18 protein-coding genes are annotated in these 17,707 nt (G+C 72.9%); 9 read left to right on the top strand and 9 right to left on the bottom strand.

Annotated elements, in window-relative coordinates:
* Positions 1-79: 79 nt before the first annotated feature.
* The 3 genes from ACFOVU_RS21250 to ACFOVU_RS21240 form a co-directional block, all read right to left on the bottom strand.
* Positions 80-1,024, bottom strand: a complete 945-nt coding sequence (locus ACFOVU_RS21250) for a M56 family metallopeptidase (protein WP_378536311.1) — start codon at positions 1,022-1,024, stop codon at positions 80-82.
* 4 nt (positions 1,025-1,028) lie between these two features.
* A complete protein-coding gene (locus ACFOVU_RS21245) occupies positions 1,029-1,391 on the bottom strand; it encodes a BlaI/MecI/CopY family transcriptional regulator (RefSeq protein ID WP_378536309.1) in 363 nt (120 codons plus the stop codon).
* 98 nt (positions 1,392-1,489) lie between these two features.
* Positions 1,490-1,834: a hypothetical protein gene (locus ACFOVU_RS21240; RefSeq protein ID WP_378536307.1), complete on the bottom strand. Its 345-nt coding sequence runs from the start codon at positions 1,832-1,834 to the stop codon at positions 1,490-1,492.
* A 185-nt stretch (positions 1,835-2,019) separates the two neighbouring features.
* Here ACFOVU_RS21240 and ACFOVU_RS21235 point away from each other — a divergent pair, with 185 nt between their 5' ends.
* The 5 genes from ACFOVU_RS21235 to ACFOVU_RS21215 all read left to right on the top strand — a co-directional run bounded on the left by ACFOVU_RS21235 (position 2,020) and on the right by ACFOVU_RS21215 (position 6,635).
* Positions 2,020-2,550 (top strand): O-acetyl-ADP-ribose deacetylase, encoded by a 531-nt coding sequence (locus tag ACFOVU_RS21235; RefSeq protein WP_378536306.1) that lies wholly within the window; start codon positions 2,020-2,022, stop codon positions 2,548-2,550.
* A gap of 15 nt (positions 2,551-2,565) precedes the next feature.
* On the top strand, positions 2,566-3,567 hold the full coding sequence (locus ACFOVU_RS21230; RefSeq protein WP_378536304.1) for an alpha/beta hydrolase: 1,002 nt from the start codon (positions 2,566-2,568) through the stop codon (positions 3,565-3,567).
* A gap of 252 nt (positions 3,568-3,819) precedes the next feature.
* Positions 3,820-5,121 carry a D-inositol-3-phosphate glycosyltransferase gene (gene mshA / locus ACFOVU_RS21225; protein ID WP_378536486.1) on the top strand — a complete coding sequence of 434 codons (1,302 nt, stop codon included), beginning with the start codon at positions 3,820-3,822 and terminating at the stop codon, positions 5,119-5,121.
* Between the two features lie 53 nt (positions 5,122-5,174).
* Positions 5,175-5,786 carry a type III secretion system chaperone family protein gene (locus ACFOVU_RS21220; RefSeq protein WP_378536302.1) on the top strand — a complete coding sequence of 204 codons (612 nt, stop codon included), beginning with the start codon at positions 5,175-5,177 and terminating at the stop codon, positions 5,784-5,786.
* Positions 5,787-5,888: 102 nt separating this feature from the next.
* A complete protein-coding gene (locus ACFOVU_RS21215) occupies positions 5,889-6,635 on the top strand; it encodes a phosphoglyceromutase (protein WP_378536300.1) in 747 nt (248 codons plus the stop codon).
* Positions 6,636-6,706: 71 nt separating this feature from the next.
* Here the strand turns inward: ACFOVU_RS21215 and ACFOVU_RS21210 are convergent, their stop codons facing one another.
* From ACFOVU_RS21210 to ACFOVU_RS21200, 3 genes are all read right to left on the bottom strand, one after another.
* Positions 6,707-7,342 carry an SMI1/KNR4 family protein gene (locus ACFOVU_RS21210; protein WP_378536298.1) on the bottom strand — a complete coding sequence of 212 codons (636 nt, stop codon included), beginning with the start codon at positions 7,340-7,342 and terminating at the stop codon, positions 6,707-6,709.
* Positions 7,343-7,409: 67 nt separating this feature from the next.
* Complete coding sequence (locus tag ACFOVU_RS21205; protein WP_378536297.1) at positions 7,410-7,772, bottom strand: DsrE family protein; 363 nt, start codon at positions 7,770-7,772, stop codon at positions 7,410-7,412.
* A 135-nt stretch (positions 7,773-7,907) separates the two neighbouring features.
* Complete coding sequence (locus ACFOVU_RS21200) at positions 7,908-8,687, bottom strand: GIDE domain-containing protein (protein WP_378536295.1); 780 nt, start codon at positions 8,685-8,687, stop codon at positions 7,908-7,910.
* Between the two features lie 338 nt (positions 8,688-9,025).
* Here ACFOVU_RS21200 and ACFOVU_RS21195 point away from each other — a divergent pair, with 338 nt between their 5' ends.
* The 4 genes from ACFOVU_RS21195 to ACFOVU_RS21180 all read left to right on the top strand — a co-directional run bounded on the left by ACFOVU_RS21195 (position 9,026) and on the right by ACFOVU_RS21180 (position 13,206).
* Complete coding sequence (locus ACFOVU_RS21195) at positions 9,026-9,574, top strand: nitrobindin family protein (RefSeq protein ID WP_378536293.1); 549 nt, start codon at positions 9,026-9,028, stop codon at positions 9,572-9,574.
* A 514-nt stretch (positions 9,575-10,088) separates the two neighbouring features.
* Positions 10,089-10,508 carry a Fur family transcriptional regulator gene (locus ACFOVU_RS21190; RefSeq protein WP_378536291.1) on the top strand — a complete coding sequence of 140 codons (420 nt, stop codon included), beginning with the start codon at positions 10,089-10,091 and terminating at the stop codon, positions 10,506-10,508.
* A gap of 102 nt (positions 10,509-10,610) precedes the next feature.
* Complete coding sequence (gene ygfZ, locus ACFOVU_RS21185) at positions 10,611-11,678, top strand: CAF17-like 4Fe-4S cluster assembly/insertion protein YgfZ (RefSeq protein WP_378536289.1); 1,068 nt, start codon at positions 10,611-10,613, stop codon at positions 11,676-11,678.
* Positions 11,679-11,736: 58 nt separating this feature from the next.
* Positions 11,737-13,206, top strand: coding sequence for an AAA family ATPase (locus ACFOVU_RS21180; RefSeq protein WP_378536287.1), 1,470 nt, complete (start codon positions 11,737-11,739; stop codon positions 13,204-13,206).
* Between the two features lie 80 nt (positions 13,207-13,286).
* On the opposite strand, the gene ACFOVU_RS21175 is transcribed toward ACFOVU_RS21180, so the two are convergent.
* The 3 genes from ACFOVU_RS21175 to ACFOVU_RS21165 all read right to left on the bottom strand — a co-directional run bounded on the left by ACFOVU_RS21175 (position 13,287) and on the right by ACFOVU_RS21165 (position 17,660).
* Positions 13,287-13,997, bottom strand: a complete 711-nt coding sequence (locus ACFOVU_RS21175; protein ID WP_378536285.1) for a type 1 glutamine amidotransferase — start codon at positions 13,995-13,997, stop codon at positions 13,287-13,289.
* Between the two features lie 13 nt (positions 13,998-14,010).
* A complete protein-coding gene (locus tag ACFOVU_RS21170) occupies positions 14,011-15,267 on the bottom strand; it encodes a MurT ligase domain-containing protein (protein WP_378536284.1) in 1,257 nt (418 codons plus the stop codon).
* Positions 15,268-15,710: 443 nt separating this feature from the next.
* A complete protein-coding gene (locus ACFOVU_RS21165) occupies positions 15,711-17,660 on the bottom strand; it encodes a hypothetical protein (protein WP_378536283.1) in 1,950 nt (649 codons plus the stop codon).
* Between the last annotated feature and the right edge of the window lie 47 nt (positions 17,661-17,707).

Below are 17,707 nucleotides of genomic sequence, written 5' to 3'. Positions count from 1 at the left end.
TGGTCGGCCGGAGGCATTCCACCGGCTCTCCCACAGTAAACGCCCAGGAAGCCGGAATCGTGCCCGCAGGGGCACGGATTCACATCGGCAGGTGCCAGAGCGCCACCGTGGTGGCCATCAGGGTGAGCGCCGACAGCAGCACCGCCGCGGACTGCGGGTACGACAGCTCCTCGGCCGGGTTGAGCAGGCGCGACACCCGGGTGACGACATCGGGCTGCTGGCCTGCCGTGACGGCCAGCGCGCCGGCGGGGACGGTCGCGGCGCCCTTCGTGCCGAAGCGCAGCAGCGCCATGGCGAGCTCCTTGGCGGAGCGCTCCCGGCGCGCCTGGTCGTCGGCGCACATCTCGATCAGCAGGGCGACCGCGCTGTAGTAGGTCTCGACCATCCGCACGTGCGGGAACGCGCGCTTCAGCGAGGAGAACGGCAGGAGCACGAGGTCGTGCCGCTGGCGCAGGTGGGCGTGCTCGTGGGCGAGGACCGCGGCCAGCTCGCTGCGGTCGAGCACTTCGAGCGCGCCGGCGCTGACGACGACCTGCGAGCGCAGCACGCCGGGCAGGCAGTAGGCCGCGGCGGCGGGGTGGTCGAGGATGCGGGCGCCGGGGACCGCGGGGTCGTCGCGGGCGACCAGCCCCAGGAGGTCGTGGTGGCGCCGGCGGACCCGGACGACCTGGACGAAGGAGGCGATGAGCCCCGAGAAGAGCAGCAGGGTCAGGCCGAACGCCACGACGATGGCCCCGACCTGGGTGGCGCCGAACGGGGTGCCGGCGAGTTCGGAGAGGTAGAGGTCGTGGGAGACGGCATCGGTGTAGAGGGCGAACAGCCCCCCGAAGACGCCCCTGCCGTAGGGCGCCAGGCCGAAGGCCAGCAGCGCGCCGATGGTCGAGATCCCCCAGGCCAGGCCCAGCGCCTGCCAGGCGATGACGGCCACATAGGGGCCGCGCACGGGCCAGTGGGCCCGGCGAAGTCGTGCCGCGGCGATGAAACAGCCCACTGCGATCGTGGTGAGCAGAGCGGCACTGACCATACGGCTACGTCCTTGGCTCGTCGATTTCCGCGAGTGCGCGGCGAAGCGTTTCGGCTTCATTCCCGCTCATCGAACGAACGAAAGCCGCCAAGGCGGCATCGCGGTCGCCTGTTTGCCCCAGGGCGTCGAACATCAGTTCGGACACGTAGTTCTCCCGGCTGGCTGCCGGGCGGTAGCGCCACGCCCGCCCTTCGCGCGCCCTGGCGACGACCCCCTTCTTGGCGAGTCGATCGAGCACCGTCATGACGGTCGTGTGGGCAAGGTCGCGCTCGGAAAGGGCGCGCCCTACTTCACGGACCGTCAGCGGCTCGTTCCTCTGCCACAGTACCTCCATCACCGCGCGTTCCAGGTCACCGAGCCGATTCATGCGCCAAGTCTACTTCCCGTAGTACTACACAACGTCGCAGGGTGCCCGTTGCACGTCACAGGCATACCCCGCCGGGGCCGGATCCATTGCCGCCACGGCTATGACACGGATCCCGTCCCGCGGCAGAAGTAGCAGAGGGGGTCGCCGTCGCCGCGCCCTCCGGCGCCGTCGCAGCGGGGACAGGAGCGCTCGGCCTCGGCGCCGCGGCCGCGGAGGTCCTGGATCTCGGCCCGGCGCGCCTCGCGCTCGCGGTAGTCGGCGACCAGGCGCTGCAACGAGCCGTCGTCGACCATGCCCTGGAGGGTGGTGACCAGACGGCCGCCGTTGTGGTGGTGGTCGCGGACGAACCCCACGACCACGACCGCCTCGCCCATGCCGGCATTGGTGGCGGAGAGAACGATGTTGACCGGGCTCGCGGGTGCCCGCCGGGCGGCCGTGTACATGAATCCCCTCCCTGATTACCCTGAGATATTGACACATCTCACAGAGTGATGATCCATTCGCCACCGGCCCGCCGACAGCGCCGCCGGAATGGTATATGCCACACAATGAGTGGTGATATTCGCCTCATGGACGGGCGCCGCCCGTCGATGATTTCGACAATTCTGCACGGAAACAGGCTGCTCGAATGGAACTCCGGCTCATCAAGGGTGACATCACCGACCAGCGCGTCGACGCGATCGTCAACGCCGCGAATTCGTCGCTGCTGGGCGGTTCGGGTGTCGACGGCGCGATCCACCGGAAAGGCGGGCCCGAGATCCTCGCCGCCTGCCGCCGGGTGCGCGCCACGACCCACGGCAAAGGCCTGCCCACGGGCGAGGCGGTGGCGACGACCGCGGGCGACCTTCCGTCACGCTGGGTGATCCACACGGTCGGCCCCGTCCACAGCGCCACCGAGGATCGAACCGATCTGCTTGCAGCGTGTTACCGAAAGTCCCTTGCCATAGCGGACGAACTGGGCGCCCAATCCATCGCTTTCCCGGCCATTTCCGCAGGTGCCTATGGGTGGCCCATGCAGCACGCCGCGGATGTCGCGATACGCACCGCGTTTGCTTCCTCGACTACAGTGGGTGAAATCAGGTTCGTACTCTTCACCACGGAGGCATTCGCGGCATTCGACCGCGCGGTCACCCGAATCCGACCGCAAGCCCCGTCCTGACCTTAGGATCCGGCTTTGTTCACGACACTCTCTCGCAGAACCTCCGTCCTTGTGGCGTCCTCTCTCGTGGTCGCGACGGCGGGCGTGCTCGCCGCCGCCCAGAGCGAGGAGCAGCGCTCTGCGGCCACCGAGCGCGGCTCCGCCGCGGCACTGCCCCTGAGCGACGCCGACCCCGGCGACGCCCACCGTTCCGGCCAGGCCGCTGTGGATGCCCGCCCGGGGGACGTCGCCGTGTGCGACCAGCCGGGAACCGACGAGATCATCGAGGTGCCCGACGCCGGGGCGCCCGACGGCAAGCGCCCGGTCTGGGTGCGCCGTCCCCCGGGCCCCGACAGCGCCGACCTGCCCGTCCTCTACCTGCTGCACGGCTCCACGACCACGCACATGACCGTGAAGGACGCCGATGTCGGCCCGGCCATGGACGAGCAGATGTGCCGCAGCGGCGTCGAGTTCGTGATCGCGGCCCCGTTCGGCCAGGAGGTCGGCGGCCGCGACACCGAGTGGGGCGACCAGGTCGACGGCGAGTTCAACATCGAGACGTTCGTCACCGAGAAGGCCGTGAAGGCCGTCGAGGGCGACAACGAGCGCCCGCGCTCCCTGCGCGCCATCGGCGGGTTCTCCATGGGCGGCTACGGCGCCGCGGCTCTCCCGCTGCGCAACCCCGAGCTCTACTCCCAGGCGGTGAGCTGGGCCGGGTACTTCAAGGTCGACGACCCCAGCGGCACCTTCGGCCCGAACCCGGACGACCACGCACCCGACCAGCTGCTCGACGACCCCGAGGCGCGCGACATCCGGTTCATGCTCGTCGAGGGCACCGAGGACCACACCCCGCTCCAGGAGGGCAGCATCAACGGCGAAGCCGAGCGCTTCGAGAAGCTGCTCCAGGAGCGCGACATCGAGGTCCGCACCGAGTACCCCGAAGGCGGGCACAACTTCGACACCTGGCGGCCCACCTTCCGCGAGTCCGTGGACTTCCTCACCGAGGGATGGACCGACGCCGCGGCCGACAGCCACTGACCGCGCGCGGGCCCGCCGCACGCAACGTCCGCACCGCCCGCCCTGTGGTGACTACCACGGGGCGGGCGCGCGTGCTGTGGGGGCACCGATCCCCCACCCCTGGCGCGGGCCGCGCCCGGCCCGGCGGTCATCATGGGAACACTGTGCGCCGCCGCCGCTGTTGAGAAGCGCAGGTGCGCGCGAGGCCGCGGACGCCGACCGCGGCGGTGCACCGGGAAGGGGACGACAGCAGTGGTGCCGGACAGCACGGGCATGCCCGAGGAGGGCTCCGCGACCACCGGGAACCCGCCACTTCCCCGGCGGATCGCCTCGATCAGCCTCCACACTTCCCCGCTGGACCAGCCCGGAACGGGCGACGCCGGCGGGCTCAACGTGTACGCGGTCGAAGTCGCCACGCGGCTGGCCCGGCGCGGGGTCGCCAGCGACGTCTTCACCCGCGCCACCCGGCCCGACCAGCCGCCCGTGGTGGAGATGGCACCGGGGGTGACGGTGCGGCACATCCCGGCGGGCCCCTTCGGCAAGCTCGACAAGCACGCGCTCGCCGGGTACCTGTGCCCGTTCATCTTCGGCGTTCTCCAGGCCGAGGCGCGCAACGAACCGGGCCACTACGGCCTCGTGCACGGCCACTACTGGCTCTCCGGGCGGGCCGGGCTGGCCGCGGCGCAGCGCTGGGGGGTGCCCCTGGTGCAGTCGATGCACACTCTGGCCCGGGTGAAGAACCTCGCGCTCGCCGACGGCGACGCCCCCGAGCCCGAGTCGCGCATCCGCGGCGAGGACCAGGTGGTCGGCCACGCCGACCACCTGGTGGCCAACACGTCGGTCGAGGCCGCCCAGCTGGTCGAGCACTACGGTGCCGACCCGCGCCGGATCAGCACGGTCCCGCCCGGCGTGGACCTGGACGTCTTCACCCCCGGCCCGCGCCGGGCGGCGCTTCGCCGCATCGGGCTGCCCGAGGACACCGAGCTGCTGCTGTTCGTGGGGCGCGTGCAGCGGCTCAAGGCGCCCGACGTGCTGCTGCGCTCGGCCGCGGCCCTGCTGGAGCGCGCGCCGTGGCTGCGCGGCCGGCTGGTGGTGGCGGTGGTCGGCGGGCTGTCGGGCGGCGACACCGCCCAGCCGCGGCGCCTGGCCGAGCTGGCGCGGTCGCTGGGGATCGCCGGGATCGTGCGCATGGAGCCGCCGCGGTCGCGACGCGAGCTCGCCCACTACTACCGCGCGGCCGCCGCAACGGTCGTGCCGTCGCACTCGGAGTCGTTCGGGCTGGTGGCGGTGGAGTCGCAGGCGTGCGGGACACCGGTGGTCGCGGCGCGCGTGGGCGGCCTGCCCACGGCCGTGCGCGACGGCGTCTCGGGCGTGCTGATCGACGGACACGACCCCGAGGACTACGCCCGCGTCCTGGAGCGGGTCATCGCCGAGCCGGCGTGGCGCGCGCGGATGGGCGCGGCCGCCGTCGCCCACGCGGCCGGGCTGAGCTGGGAGGCGACGGTCGACGGGCTGCTGGGCGTCTACCGTGGGACGCTGACGGGGGCGCCGCTGCCGATCGCGGCGGGCCAATGACCACGGCGGCGCGGGCGGCGACGGCCCGACCGCAGGCCGGGAGGGACGAGCGCATGGCAACGGACGCGCGGGCGGACGCCATCACCGCGATCGAGGCGGCCGTCACCGAGGCGGAGCTGGAGTACGAGCGCCCGCGGCCCGACGCGTTCCTGGTGACGCTGCCCGGCCGGCGCAAGCTCAAGACCGTGGTCTGGCTGGGCGTGGGCGAGCACAGCCTGCTGCTGACCACGTTCTTCTGCCGCCGCCCCGACGAGAACCACGGCGGGTTCTACCGCTGGCTCATGCGCAAGAACCGGGACATGTTCGGGATGGCGTTCAGCGCCGACGACGCCGGCGACGTCTACCTGACGGGGCGGCTGCCGCTGGCCGGGGTCACCCCCGAGGAGGTCGACCGGCTGCTGGGGTGCGCGCTCACCTACTCCGACGACAACTTCAACCCCGCCTTGGAGCGGGGCTTCGCGTCCTCGATCCGCCGCGAGTGGGAGTGGCGCCGCAAAGGCGGCCACAGCCTGCGCCACCTGGAGGCGTTCCGGCACCTGGTGGAGGGGGAGGGCGCCCCGGGAAGGGCGGCGGCCGAGCGGGAGGACATAGAGGAGGCGGCCGACGACGGGGACGCAGGGGACGCCCCGGAGACGGCGGCCCACCGGGCCGGGTCACCGGGGTGAACGGGGACGAAGGCGCCCGGGAATCCGGGCGCGGATTGGCGTAGACCAATCGTTCATCCCCCGGTCCCCCGGCGGGCCGGGCGACTCGCTAGGGTGGCCCCCATGGGGACTCTGGTTCTACTGCGACACGGTGAGAGTGTCTGGAACGCCGAAGGGCTGTTCACCGGCTGGGTCGACGTCGACCTGTCCACGACCGGCGAGGAGGAAGCGCGCAAGGGCGGCCGGCTGCTGTACGACGCCGACCTCCGGCCCGACATCGTGCACACGTCGGTCCTGCGGCGAGCGATCCGCACCGCCGACATCGCGCTCAACGCCGCCGACCTGCACTGGCTGCCGGTGCACCGGTCCTGGCGGCTCAACGAGCGCCACTACGGGGCGCTCCAGGGCAAGGACAAGGCGCAGACCCGCAAGGAGTACGGCGACGACCAGTTCATGGTCTGGCGCCGCTCCTACGACACCCCGCCGCCGCCCATCGCCGACGACGACGCCTACTCCCAGGTGGGCGACCGCCGCTACGCCGACCTCCCGCCCGAGCTGATGCCGCGCACCGAGTGCCTGGCCGACGTTGTCGAGCGGATGCTGCCCTACTGGTACGACTCGATCGTCCCCGACCTCGCGGCCGGCCGCACCGTGCTGGTCACCGCGCACGGCAACTCCCTGCGGGCGCTGGTCAAGCACCTCGACGGCATCGACGACGCCACCATCGCCGGGCTGAACATCCCCACCGGCATCCCGCTCGTCTACGACCTCGACGACGCCTTCCGCCCCCGCACCCCGGGCGGCACCTACCTCGACCCCGAGGCCGCCGCCGCGGCCATCGAGGCCGTCAAGAACCAGGGCAAGAAGTAGCCCGATCCGACCGCGAGCCCCCTACCCGCGGATTCTCCGCGAGTAGGGGGCTTTTCGGTTCGTTCCGGGGATCAGGGCGCGGGCCGCGTGAGAAAGTCCTGCACCACGGGGTCCGGCTCACCCGTCTTGGGGCTGCGGCCGGCGAGCCAGCGTCGCTGCCGCTCGCGCCAGTGCACGAAAGGCGCCGTCCTGCCCCATAGGGAGGTGTCACCGAGGGGGCACTCATCGAATTCGGCACGCATCATCTTGGTCAGGAAGCCGACCATGGAGCAGTCGAAGAGTTTCCATTCGGAATCGCCGAAGGCCACCTGCCGACGCCAGGCCACCACGGGCCACTCGTCGGGATCCGGGGCAAGAGTCAGCCAGCCCAGGTGGTTGGCGTTGCAGCCGACGCCCCACGGCAGGACGGCGCTGCTGTCCGCTGTGATCCCGGGGACGCCACCGTCCTCCTCCCATAAGAGGCGGAACTCAGGTGTGTCGTCCAGGATGCTCCCGGGATCCCATTGGGGATAGTCGACGGGCAGGGGGCCCAGGATCACGAGATCTCCGATGTTGCCCGCGCCATAGACCGACATGAACGCCTTGTAGTCGCTCGGGAGGCCGGTCCCGAGCGCCTCCTCCGTCGCTCGCCAGTCCACCGGCCCGGCCTCCGTGTGACCGGGCGGGACGAGGCTGATCAGCGGTTTCAACTCTTCTTGGCCGGACACGGCGCTCCTTCGATCGGCATCGGCGCCCACCCTAGCCACGTGCGCCGACAGCGCGGTCCGGCCGGGGTCAGTACACCAGCGCCTGGACGCCGGGGGCCATGACCTCTTCGACGAAGGTGGGGGCGCCCGCGATGCGGACGCCCGGGAGCAGGTCGTCCTGGGTCAGCTCGCGGCGGGCGGCGCACTGGGTGCAGACGGTGACGCGGCCGCCCTTGAGCACGATGTCGAGGAGGTCGGTCAACGGGGCGGCGTGCGGCAGCGAGAACTCCTCGGCGCGGCCCGGGACGCCGAACCAGCTCGCCTCACCGGTCAGCCACAGGGAGACATCGACCCCGCTCGCCACCGCCGTGGCCGCCACCGTGAACGCCTGGTTGCAGCGCTCCGGACCGTCCTGACCTGCCGTGACCTTCATCACCAGAGCTCGACTCATGCCGCCAGCGTAATGCGCGGCCGGAGCCGTCCCTGCGCGGCCCCGTGTGATGTGGCGCCCACCCGGAGAACGGTCCGAGGCAGGGGGCCGGGACCGGCCGGAACCCCGACGGGCGCGGCCCCCGGCCGCGGCCGCTCAGGCGGCGCCCGCGAGCATGAACAGCAGCCCCGCGCACGCCGAGACCAGCGTGCCCCCGCTGAGGAGCACGGCGTCGGCGGCGCGGGGGCGACTCTGCGGCGCCTCGGGCGCCGGGGTCCGCTCTATGCGCAACCGGCCGTCGGCGGGGGCGGTGACGACCGGGTGGCCGTCGCGCAGCTCCACGGTGCCGTGCACGGTGATCGGGTCGCCGGCCCGCAGGACCCACTCGCGGTACTCGAACTCGATGGTCTCGCCGCGGAAAAGCCCGGAGATACGGCCCTTGACGCGGGGCAGCAGGTCGTCCGCGGGGGCGGGGACGCCCCTCTGCGGCCGCCCCACGACCCGTTGCAGGCACATGTCCAGGCCGGACAGCGCCGCGTCCTCGGGCGCGATGAGCAGCGGGACGGTGTCGCGCCCGGCGGTGCCGCGGCCGACGATGCCGAAGAGCTCATCGGAGCCGTGGTCGGCGATGGAGTCGCAGGCCCGCTCGCGGTCGCGCTCGCCGGTGGCGGCGTCGCGGGTCAGCGACCAGTAGTGCCGCAGGACCTCGTGCCCGTTCCAGACGCAGTCGGTGCGCGCGAGCCGCGACTCGATGACGCCGTCGGGGCCGGGGGCGGCCAGTCCGGTGATCTCGACCCTCTGTCCGGCCAGGGTCGCCAGTGCCCGCGGGCGCAGGTCGGCGACGGCCTTCTGGAGAGACCACCGGCGCACGGCGCGGATGGCCAAGGGGGCCAGGATCGCCGCACCGATGAGCAGGGCCGTCCCGATCGCCAGCATGTGAGGCCGCCTCTTCTCGTCTCATCCGCCGTGCCCACCGCGGGTAGCCCAAAGGGGCACCGCGGATCGGCATGCTCGTTACCAGCCGCCGCGGTGGCTTCGGCCACGGCGGGCGTCCGGCGGGGTCCGGGCCTCGTACTCCGCCCCCGCGGACGTGGAACACCGTCATATCGGATCGGGGCGACCGGACCATGAATTACAGATTGATAACGTACCGTGCGGGGAGAACAGGGAGGATCGCGGGGGCCGATGGATCCGCCCGTCCGGCCGGTGGGCCGGCGGGTCTGGTCGCGGCGGGTGTACGGGCCGGTGGTCCCGCGCCACTACCCTCGGACATTATGCAGCCTGAGGTACACCCCGATCTCGCGAAGATATCGTTCCTGATCGGCCGTTGGGAGGGAGTCGGCGTCGCCGGCTACCCCGACCTGGAGGAGTTCCAGTTCGGCCAGGAGATCGAGTTCACCCACAGTGGCGGTCCCCACCTGGACTACCGCAGCAGCGTGTGGCGGCTCACGGCCGATGGCACGCCCGGTGAACTCTGGACGACCGAGTCCGGGTACTGGCGCGTGCGCCCGTCCGAGGCGGAGCCGGAGAACACCTCCGCCCCCGGCACCCCCGCGATCCACACCGAGGTGCTCATCTCCCACCCGGAGGGCTACACCGAGGTCTACGTGGGCACGGTCTTCGCGCACCGGGTGGAGCTGTCCACCGACGTCGTGCTGCACACCGAGACCGGCCGCAAGGTGACCGCGGGGCACCGCCTCTACGGCCTGTTCGGCGACGACCGCGGGACCCTCGGCTACGCCTGGGACCTCGCCGCGGACGGCCACGAGCTGAGGTCGTTCATGTCGGCCCAGCTCAAGCAGGTGGGCGGCCAGAAGGCCTGAAGGGCCGGGCACCTGCGTACCCGCCGGGGCGCACACCGGGTCGGGCCCTGATCGGCCGTATTCGGGGAACCGGTGCGGGCAGGAAGCAGGAAGCAGGCATGGGTAAACCCCCGGGCTGGCCGGTGCCGCTGAGCGGCGCCGTCCGTGCCGGATGGACAAGGTCCGGCGACCCGGGGGTCTCGGTGTCCGTCGTGGATTCGCCGGAGCGATCCGATCACTCGTGTCGTCCTAGCGGACGGACACCTCGCATGTCCGAGACGTCTTCAAAGCCCGGATCACCTCCTTTCTTGCGTGGGACCGACAGTACGTGCGGTGCCACGGGCGGGGCAAATGTTTTTTGTGATGAGTCGCGAATGCCCGCGAAAGTGGCTCTGAGCTGGGCTTTTCCGTCTCCGGTGGTCCACAGGGCGGCTCGGGGGCGTGGCCCCGCCACGGATCGGCGATCGGCGGCCCGGCGGGGCGGTGGCGGACGGCCCGGCGGGGCGGTGCCGCCGCCGGCTCGTAGACTCGGGGCATGTCGCCCGACACCTGGCGTGAGGAACTGCGCTCTCGCGGCTACCGCGTGACACCGCAGCGGCAGCTCGTCCTCGAAGCGGTCCGCGAGCTGGAGCACGCCACGCCCGACACCATCTGCACGCGGGTGCAGCAGACCGCGTCGGGGCTCAACCTGTCGACCGTGTACCGCACGCTGGAGCTGCTGGAGCGGATCGGCCTGGTGACCCACACCCACCTGGGCGCGGGCTCGCCGTCGTACCACCTGGCCGAGGAGGCCGACCACCTGCACGTGGTGTGCCGCTCCTGCGGCGAGGTCACCGACTCCCCGCTGGACCTCGCCGACGACCTCGTGCGGCGGCTCCGCCGCGACTCGGGCTTCGAGGCCGACGCGCGCCACCTCACGATCTTCGGAGAGTGCCGGACCTGCGGCGCGAAGTGAGCGGTGGGCGGGCGGGGCGGCGAGGACCGGCCGAGGAATGCACGTGATGGACGGACCCGGCCGGCCGCACCGCCGATCCGTGGGATGAATACCATGAGGGGTATGACTTCGCCGCTGCTGTCCCGTCCCGGAGCCGTCCCCGCCGAGGCGCCCGACGCCGATGTCGCCGCCCACTACGGCGAGCCCGCGCAGGAGGGGCGCGCCCTCGAACGCGGGGCTGGCTGGATCGACCGCGGGAACCGCGGCGTCGTGCGGGTCACCGGCCCCGACCGGCTGAGCTGGCTGCACAGCCTCACCAGCCAGTACCTGACCGGCACCGCCCCGGGGACGTCGACCGAGGCCCTGGTGCTGGACACCAAGGGGCACATCCGGTTCCACCTGTCGATCATCGAGGACGGCACGGCCGTGTGGGCGCACACCGAGCCCGGTGCCGCTGAGGAGCTGGCGGCCTTCCTCGACTCCATGCGGTTCATGCTGCGGGTCGAGGTGGCCGACCTCAGCACGGAACGCCGCGTCCTCACCCTGGCCGGCCCCGACCGCGCCGCCGCCCTCGCGACGGCGCTGGAGGCGGCGAAGGCCGCGGGGAACGCCTCAGCCGAGCCGGACGGCGGCGCCGACGTCCTTGTGCGCGAGGCCGACGACGAGACCGACCTCCTGCTGCCCGCTGACTGCGTCGTCCCGGTGGCCGAGGCCCTGACCGCGGCGGGGGTCCGCCCGGTGGGCCTGTGGGCGTATGAGGCCCACCGGATCGCCGTGCACCGGCCGCGGCTGGGACTCGACACCGACCACCGCGCCATCCCCCACGAGATGGGCTGGGTGGGGTCGGCGGTCCACCTGGAGAAGGGCTGCTACCCGGGGCAGGAGACCGTGGCCCGGGTGCACAACCTCGGCCGCCCGCCGCGGCGGCTGATCCTGCTGCACCTCGACGGCACGGCCGAGCGCCTGCCGGAGCGCGACGCGGCGATCGAACTCGACGGCCGCAAGGTGGGAACGGTGGGTTCATCGGCCCGCCACCACGAACTGGGCCCGATCGCCTTGGGCCTGGTCAAGCGCAACGTCCCCGTCGACGCCGAGTTCACGGTCGACGGCATCGCCGCCGCCCAGGAGGTCATCGTGCCACCGGACACCGGCGCCAACGCCGACATCACCCTGCGCCGCCGCCCAGCGTGAGATTGTATAGGTCGAGTTATAATAAGCGCACCTATACAACTTCTAGGCGAGGTGCGCGGTGGACAAGCCCGCCGAGATGTTCGGCCGTGACTTCGAGTGGGGCGAGCTGACCCGCTTCGCCACCCTGCCCGGACCCCGGGCCACCCTCGGCGTGGTCTCCGGCCGGCGCCGCCAAGGCAAGACCTTCCTCCTCGACGCTCTCACCCGCGCCGGCGGTGGCTTCATGTTCACCGCCACCGAGACCACCGAGACCGACGCCCTGCGCCAGTTCGGCGAGGCCCTGGCCCGCTACCGCGGCCAGCCCACCCCGTTCCGCTTCGGCCACTGGGACGAGGCCGTCACCGAGCTGATGCGCATCGCATCCCCGGGCGGCCCGACCGTCGCGGTCATCGACGAATTCCCCTTCCTGGCCAAGGCATCCCCCGCCCTCCCCTCCATCATCCAGCGCGCCTTGGACCCCACTGCCCAGCACACCAACACCCCCGTACGACTCCTACTGTGCGGCTCCGCCCTGTCCTTCATGGGCCGCTTCCTCGCCGGCAACGCCCCACTGCGCGGCCGAGCCGGCCTCGAACTCGTCGTCCCCACCCTGGACTTCCGCCTCGCCGCCGAGTTCTGGGAGATCACCGACCCCCACACCGCGCTGCTCACCAACGCCATCGTCGGCGGCACCCCCGCCTACCGCCGCGAGTTCGCACAGGGCGATACCCCCACCGGCCCCGGCGACTTCGACGCCTGGGTCACCCGCGCCGTCCTCAACCCCGCCCGCCTGCTCTTCCGAGAAGCCCGCTACCTGCTCGCCGAAGAACCCGAACTCCACGACACCGCGCTCTACCACTCCGTCCTGGCCGCCATCGCCGCGGGAAACGCCGCACGGGGCGGCATCGCCGACTACCTGGGCCGTAAAGCCACCGACCTAGCGCACCCGCTCAGCGTCCTCCAGGACGTCGGCATGATCGCCCACGAAGCCGACGCCTTCCGCCGCAACCGCTCCGCGTACCGCATCGCCGAACCCCTCGTCGCCTTCTACCACGCGGTCATGCGCCCCGCCTGGGGCGACCTCGAACGCCCCGGACGCGCCCCCGAGGTCTGGCACCGCGCCCAGCCCACCTTCCGCGGTAGGGTCGTCGCCCCGCACTTCAAACGGATCTGCCGCGAGTGGGCCCGTTGGCACGCCTCTCCCGAAACCCACGGCGGACAGGTCACCCGGGTCGCCGGCGGCACCGTCAACGACCCCAGCGCCAAGACCAGACATGAAGTCGACGTCGCGGTCCACGGCGAGAACGGCGACGGCCGCGAGGCGCTGCTCGCCATCGGCGAGGCCAAATGGAACGACGTCATGGGAATGGGCCACCTCGAACGCCTCCGGCATATCCGCACCCTCCTCACCGCACGCGGCGCCGCCACCGACACCACCCGCCTGGAGTGCTACAGCAGCGCGGGCTTCACGGACGAACTACGGCGCCTCGCCGATGACGACCCCCGGATCCAGCTGATCGATCCACTCCGCCTTTACCACGGCGACTGACAGTGGAGCGCCGCTGAACGACGGCGGGACCGGCCCCGATTCCGGGCCGGTCCCGCCGTCGTTGTACCTGGTCTCCGCCGTCAGAGGGCCGCGGCGAGGCGTTCCTCGTGGAGTTGTTCGCCCCAGGACGGCTGGAGGGGCTGGATCTGGCCCACGCGCCAGCGGAGGAGCATGTCGGCAAGCTCGGGGTTACGCGGCAGTGCCGGGCCGTGGAGGTAGGTGCCGAGGACCTGGCCCTGGTAGGCGCCCTCCGTGTGGCCGTCGTTGCCGATGCCCTTCACCGTCTGCGACAGCGGGCGGGCCGACGGACCCAGTGCCGTGCGGCCCTGGTGGTTCTCGAAGCCGGTGATGCGACCGACGCCGAGCGCCGGGTCGCAGTCGGCGACGATCTCGCCCACCGCGCGGGTCTCGCCGCGCCCGCTGCGGATGTCGATGATGCCCACCCCGGGCAGCGGGTTGTCGGCGTCGTCGCCGTAGCTCTCGCCGATGATCTGGTAGCCGGCGCAGACCGCGAAAACCGCCGCTCCGCGCTCGGCCGCCCGCTTGAGGCCGCCGTCGGCGCGCAGCCGCTCGGCCGCGAGGATCTGCGGGCGGTCCTCGCCGCCGCCGAGCAGGTAGATGTCGCCCTCGACCGGGACCGCGTCGCTGGAGTGGACGTGGACGATCTCGGTCCGGATGCCGCGCAACTCGGCCCGCCGGCGCAGGATCAGCGCGTTGCCCTGGTCGCCGTAGGTGCTGAGCAGGTCGGGATAGATCCAGACGATGCGCAGGACGCTGCTGGTGTCGCTCATGTGTCGCCTCCTCCTACTGCACGCGGCCGTAGGCCGTGCGGATCTGCTGGAACGCCGTGTAGTTGGCGATGACGTCGACCTTGGTGATGTCGGGCTGCTCGCTGCGGAGCTGCGCGAGGACCTGGTCGACGCGGTCGGCGATCTCGAACGGCACTTCGTCGGTCTCCAGCCGCAGCGCCAGGTCGGTGCGGCGCTCGCCCATCACGAACACGCGGCGTCCGCGCAGCACGGTGTAGTCGACGTCCCACAGCCAGGAGGTGTCCTTGCCGTCGGGGATCTGGGCGTTGACCGAGAGGATCACCGGCACCCGCGGCGGGTCCAGGACCGCGAAGGACTCCAGCCAGCCGGCCGGGTTCTTGGCAAGCAGCAGCCGGACCTCGACCCCGCTGGTGACGATGGAGGTGTAGCGCCCCGCCACCGAGTGGATCTCGCGCAGCCGCGGCAGCGCCTGCTTGGGGTGGATCCCGTAGGCGGCGGCCGTGGCCAGCGCGATGGCGGCGTTGGCGCGGTTGGCGTCACCGGGCAGGTTGAGCTGGAGGGGCAGCCGCACACCGTTGGGGTCGACGACCACGTCGCTGCGATTGTCGACCGTCCAGGTGGCGTCGGGGCGGTGCATGCCGCACTCCGGGCACTCCCAGTGGGGGTCGGGCTCCCGCTTGAGGTGCCCGCCGCACTCCGGGCAGCACCAGGAGTCCTCCTTCCAGCGCTGCCCCGCCGACACCCACGTCGCGTGCCGGGCGCCCAGGCCCGCCCACGTGACGAGGGGGTCGTCGGCGTTGGCGATGACGTGGGTCTCGCTCTGCCCGAGCGCGTCGCGCCACTTCTTCGCCAGCAGGTTGATCTCGGAGGCGCGGTCCATCTGGTCCCGGCTGAGGTTCATCAGCACGACGACCGCCGGGTTGGTGGCGCGCAGCACCTGCGGCAGGTACTTCTCGTCGACCTCCAGCACGCCGTTGCGGGCGTGCGGGTGGTTGGACAGCGCGGTGATGTGGCCGGTGGGCATGTTGGCGCCGTGCTCGTTGGTGGCGATCTCGCCGAGCTCGCGCAGCGCCGCCGCGATCAGCCGGGTGGTGGTGGTCTTGCCGTTGGTGGCACTCACCAGCGCCAGCCGCCGGCCCCGGGACAGCTTGGAGAGCAGGTCCGGTTCGACCTTCAGCGCGATCCGGCCCCCGATGACGGAGCCGTCGCCGCGGCCGGTGGCCCGGGACAGGGTCGCCGCGCCTTTGCCCAGTACCGAGGCAAGCTGGGCGCGCAAGGGAAGTTCGCTCATGATCCCCAACTCGGTTGTTGCTGAACGTACCCGCTGGAGTGCGGTACGAGGCGCCTGGTGGAGCAGGCGGTGGCTCCTGCGCCGCCGACCGCGGCGCGCCGCCGGGTGGCCGGACCGCCGGAGCCGGACGCGGAGGGTCCGGACCGCGCCGGGCGGTCCCCTCCGTGCCGGGGTCGGCGGTGCATCCGCCCCGGAGCGGGTCGCGGTCGCGTCCCTAGCCTATTGCCAGCGGCCCGCGAACGGGCACCCTGGCGGACCGGGGCCGCTGCATCCGCCGGCGCCTCACCGTGCGCTACAGCCCGCTCCAGTGCCCTCCCGGAGACCGGAGCGAGACCGTTGCGAGACGGGGGCGCGATAGGGCCGGACCCGATGCCCACCGCCGAACACGCCCGTCGCACGGGTCCCCCTGTCACCGCTGTCCGCACCGGCGGGAGCGGGCGCCCTCAGGCCGAGCGCCAGTCGAGGCGCTCCGGGGGCGGGCCGAGGTTGGCCGGGGGCTCGTCGTCGCCGTCGGCCGGCCCCGCGACGAGGCCGGAGGGGCGGCCCGCGGCACGGGCCGCCTCGACCGTGCCCAGGGTCGTCGCCGGAAGCGTGAGGATGCCGGGGTTCGCGTCCGCGAGCACGGGCCCGTCCGCGCCCGGCAGCAGCAGCGCCGTCGGAGGCAGGGTGCGCAGTCCGTGGGCGTCGACCCGCAGGGGGCGCAGCCGCCCCGCTGCCGCATGGTCGTCGATTCCCTCCGCCTGGGCGGTGGCGCGCCCCCAGGCCGACGCCGCGCGGACGTGGCGCACGAGGTCCAGCGGCGCGACCGACGTCGCCGCGTTGCGCATGGCCACCGGGGCGGTGACGCCCTCGGCCGGGTCCTCCACATAGCTGTCGGCGACGGCGCTGCTCAGCGCCTCGCCGATGACCTCGGTGAGCGGGTGCAGCCCGACCGTGCCGCCGGAGGGCAGGGCCGCGTCGGCGGCGCGCACCGCAGCGTCGGCGTCGGGCTGGCGCATGAGCACGGGCAGGCTCCCCTCGGCGCCGCTGTGCCGCTCCCATGCCCCGCCGGGTTCGCGGAACAGCAGGACGAGCCCGGTGCCCGCGCCGCGGGCCGCGCGGGACAGCCGGTCCACCTCGTCGCCGGGCAGCGCGTCGGCGCCGCAGACGACGATCGTGTGCGCCCACGACCCCGGTGCGGCGGGCGCCGTCGCGCCGCTGTAGCGGGCCGCCCGCAGCTCCAGGAGCTCGCTCAGCGACGCCACGGTGTAGGTGCCGTAGGCGCGGGCGGCGGCGTCGCCGGATGCGCGGTCGGTCGCGATGACCTTGACCTGGGCGTAGGGCTCCTCGGCCGAGCGGGTCCCGACGCCCTCGAACGGGGCGAGGTGGTGTTCGAGCTCCCACGCCTGCTCCAGGACGGCGCGGTCGTCGCCGCATCGGGCGCGCACCTCCGCGCGCTGGGCGGGGGTGAGGAGCCGCAGGGCGGGGTCGTCGGCGGGGGCGGCGGAGTCATCGGGGGCGGCGAGGGCGCGCAGGCCGCCGATGAGCGCGGTGACATTGGCGTCCGGGCCGAGCACGTCGAACAGCCGCAGGAGCAGCGCCCGGTCGGCCTCGGGGTCGCCGGATCCGCGGGAGGCGCGGGCGACGGAGGCGAGGATGCGTGCCCGCTGCGCCGCAGGGAGGTTGGTGCCGAGGCTCATCCGCGGCAGGTCGGCGGGCAGCACCCAGATCCTGGGGGCCACACCGGACCGCTTGACCAGCGACGCCAGGTCGCCGGCGACCGCCCGGCCGGACAGGTCGACCACGGTGAGGTCGCCGCCGCCGCGCAGGCGGGACGCGCCGACCGTGGTCAGCAGGGCCGACCATCCGGCGTCGGTGCCGCCGGCAACGGCGACGACGGCGACGCCGGCGGGCACCGCGACGGCGTACCAGCGGGGCTGCGCCTCGAAAGCGCGCTTTTCGTCGTGCCAGGCGTTGTAGAGGGCGGCGTGCTCCTCCTGCCGCTCGCGCAGTTCCTGCTCGCGGGCGCGGCGCTCGGCGTCGATGCGCTCCTGCTCGCGCCGGGACCGGTCCCGGGCGACCCGGCGCCCCTGGAGCAGCGCCACCGAGACGGGGGCCGCCACGAGCACGCAGGCGAGGACCCCGCCGAGGGCGATCACCCCCGGCAGCACCCGCAGGGGCCATAGCAGGACGCACAGCAGGGCCAGCGCGCACAGGCCCGCCAGCGCGATCAGCAGCGGGCGGTTGGTGCGCACCTCGGTCTCGCGCTGGACCAGCATCCACTCCTCGCGGACCGGTTCGGGGTCCGCGGGGGCGGGTCTCCGGGGCGGCGGCCCCGGCTCGGGGATGAGGATCTCGTGCCGCCACCCCAGATAGGTCGGGCCGCCGTGCACTCCAGCCGGGGAGTCGCCCACCGTGCCGCACCTCCCACCCGGCGCAGGGGAGCCGGGTCCGCGTCCGC

The sequence above is a fragment of the Nocardiopsis sediminis genome (genome assembly GCF_042650565.1).
GTDB classification, from domain to species: Bacteria; Actinomycetota; Actinomycetes; order Streptosporangiales; family Streptosporangiaceae; genus Nocardiopsis_B; species Nocardiopsis_B sediminis.
Note: the sequence above shows the minus strand (reverse complement) of the source record. Positions and strands in the feature narration are given on the sequence as shown.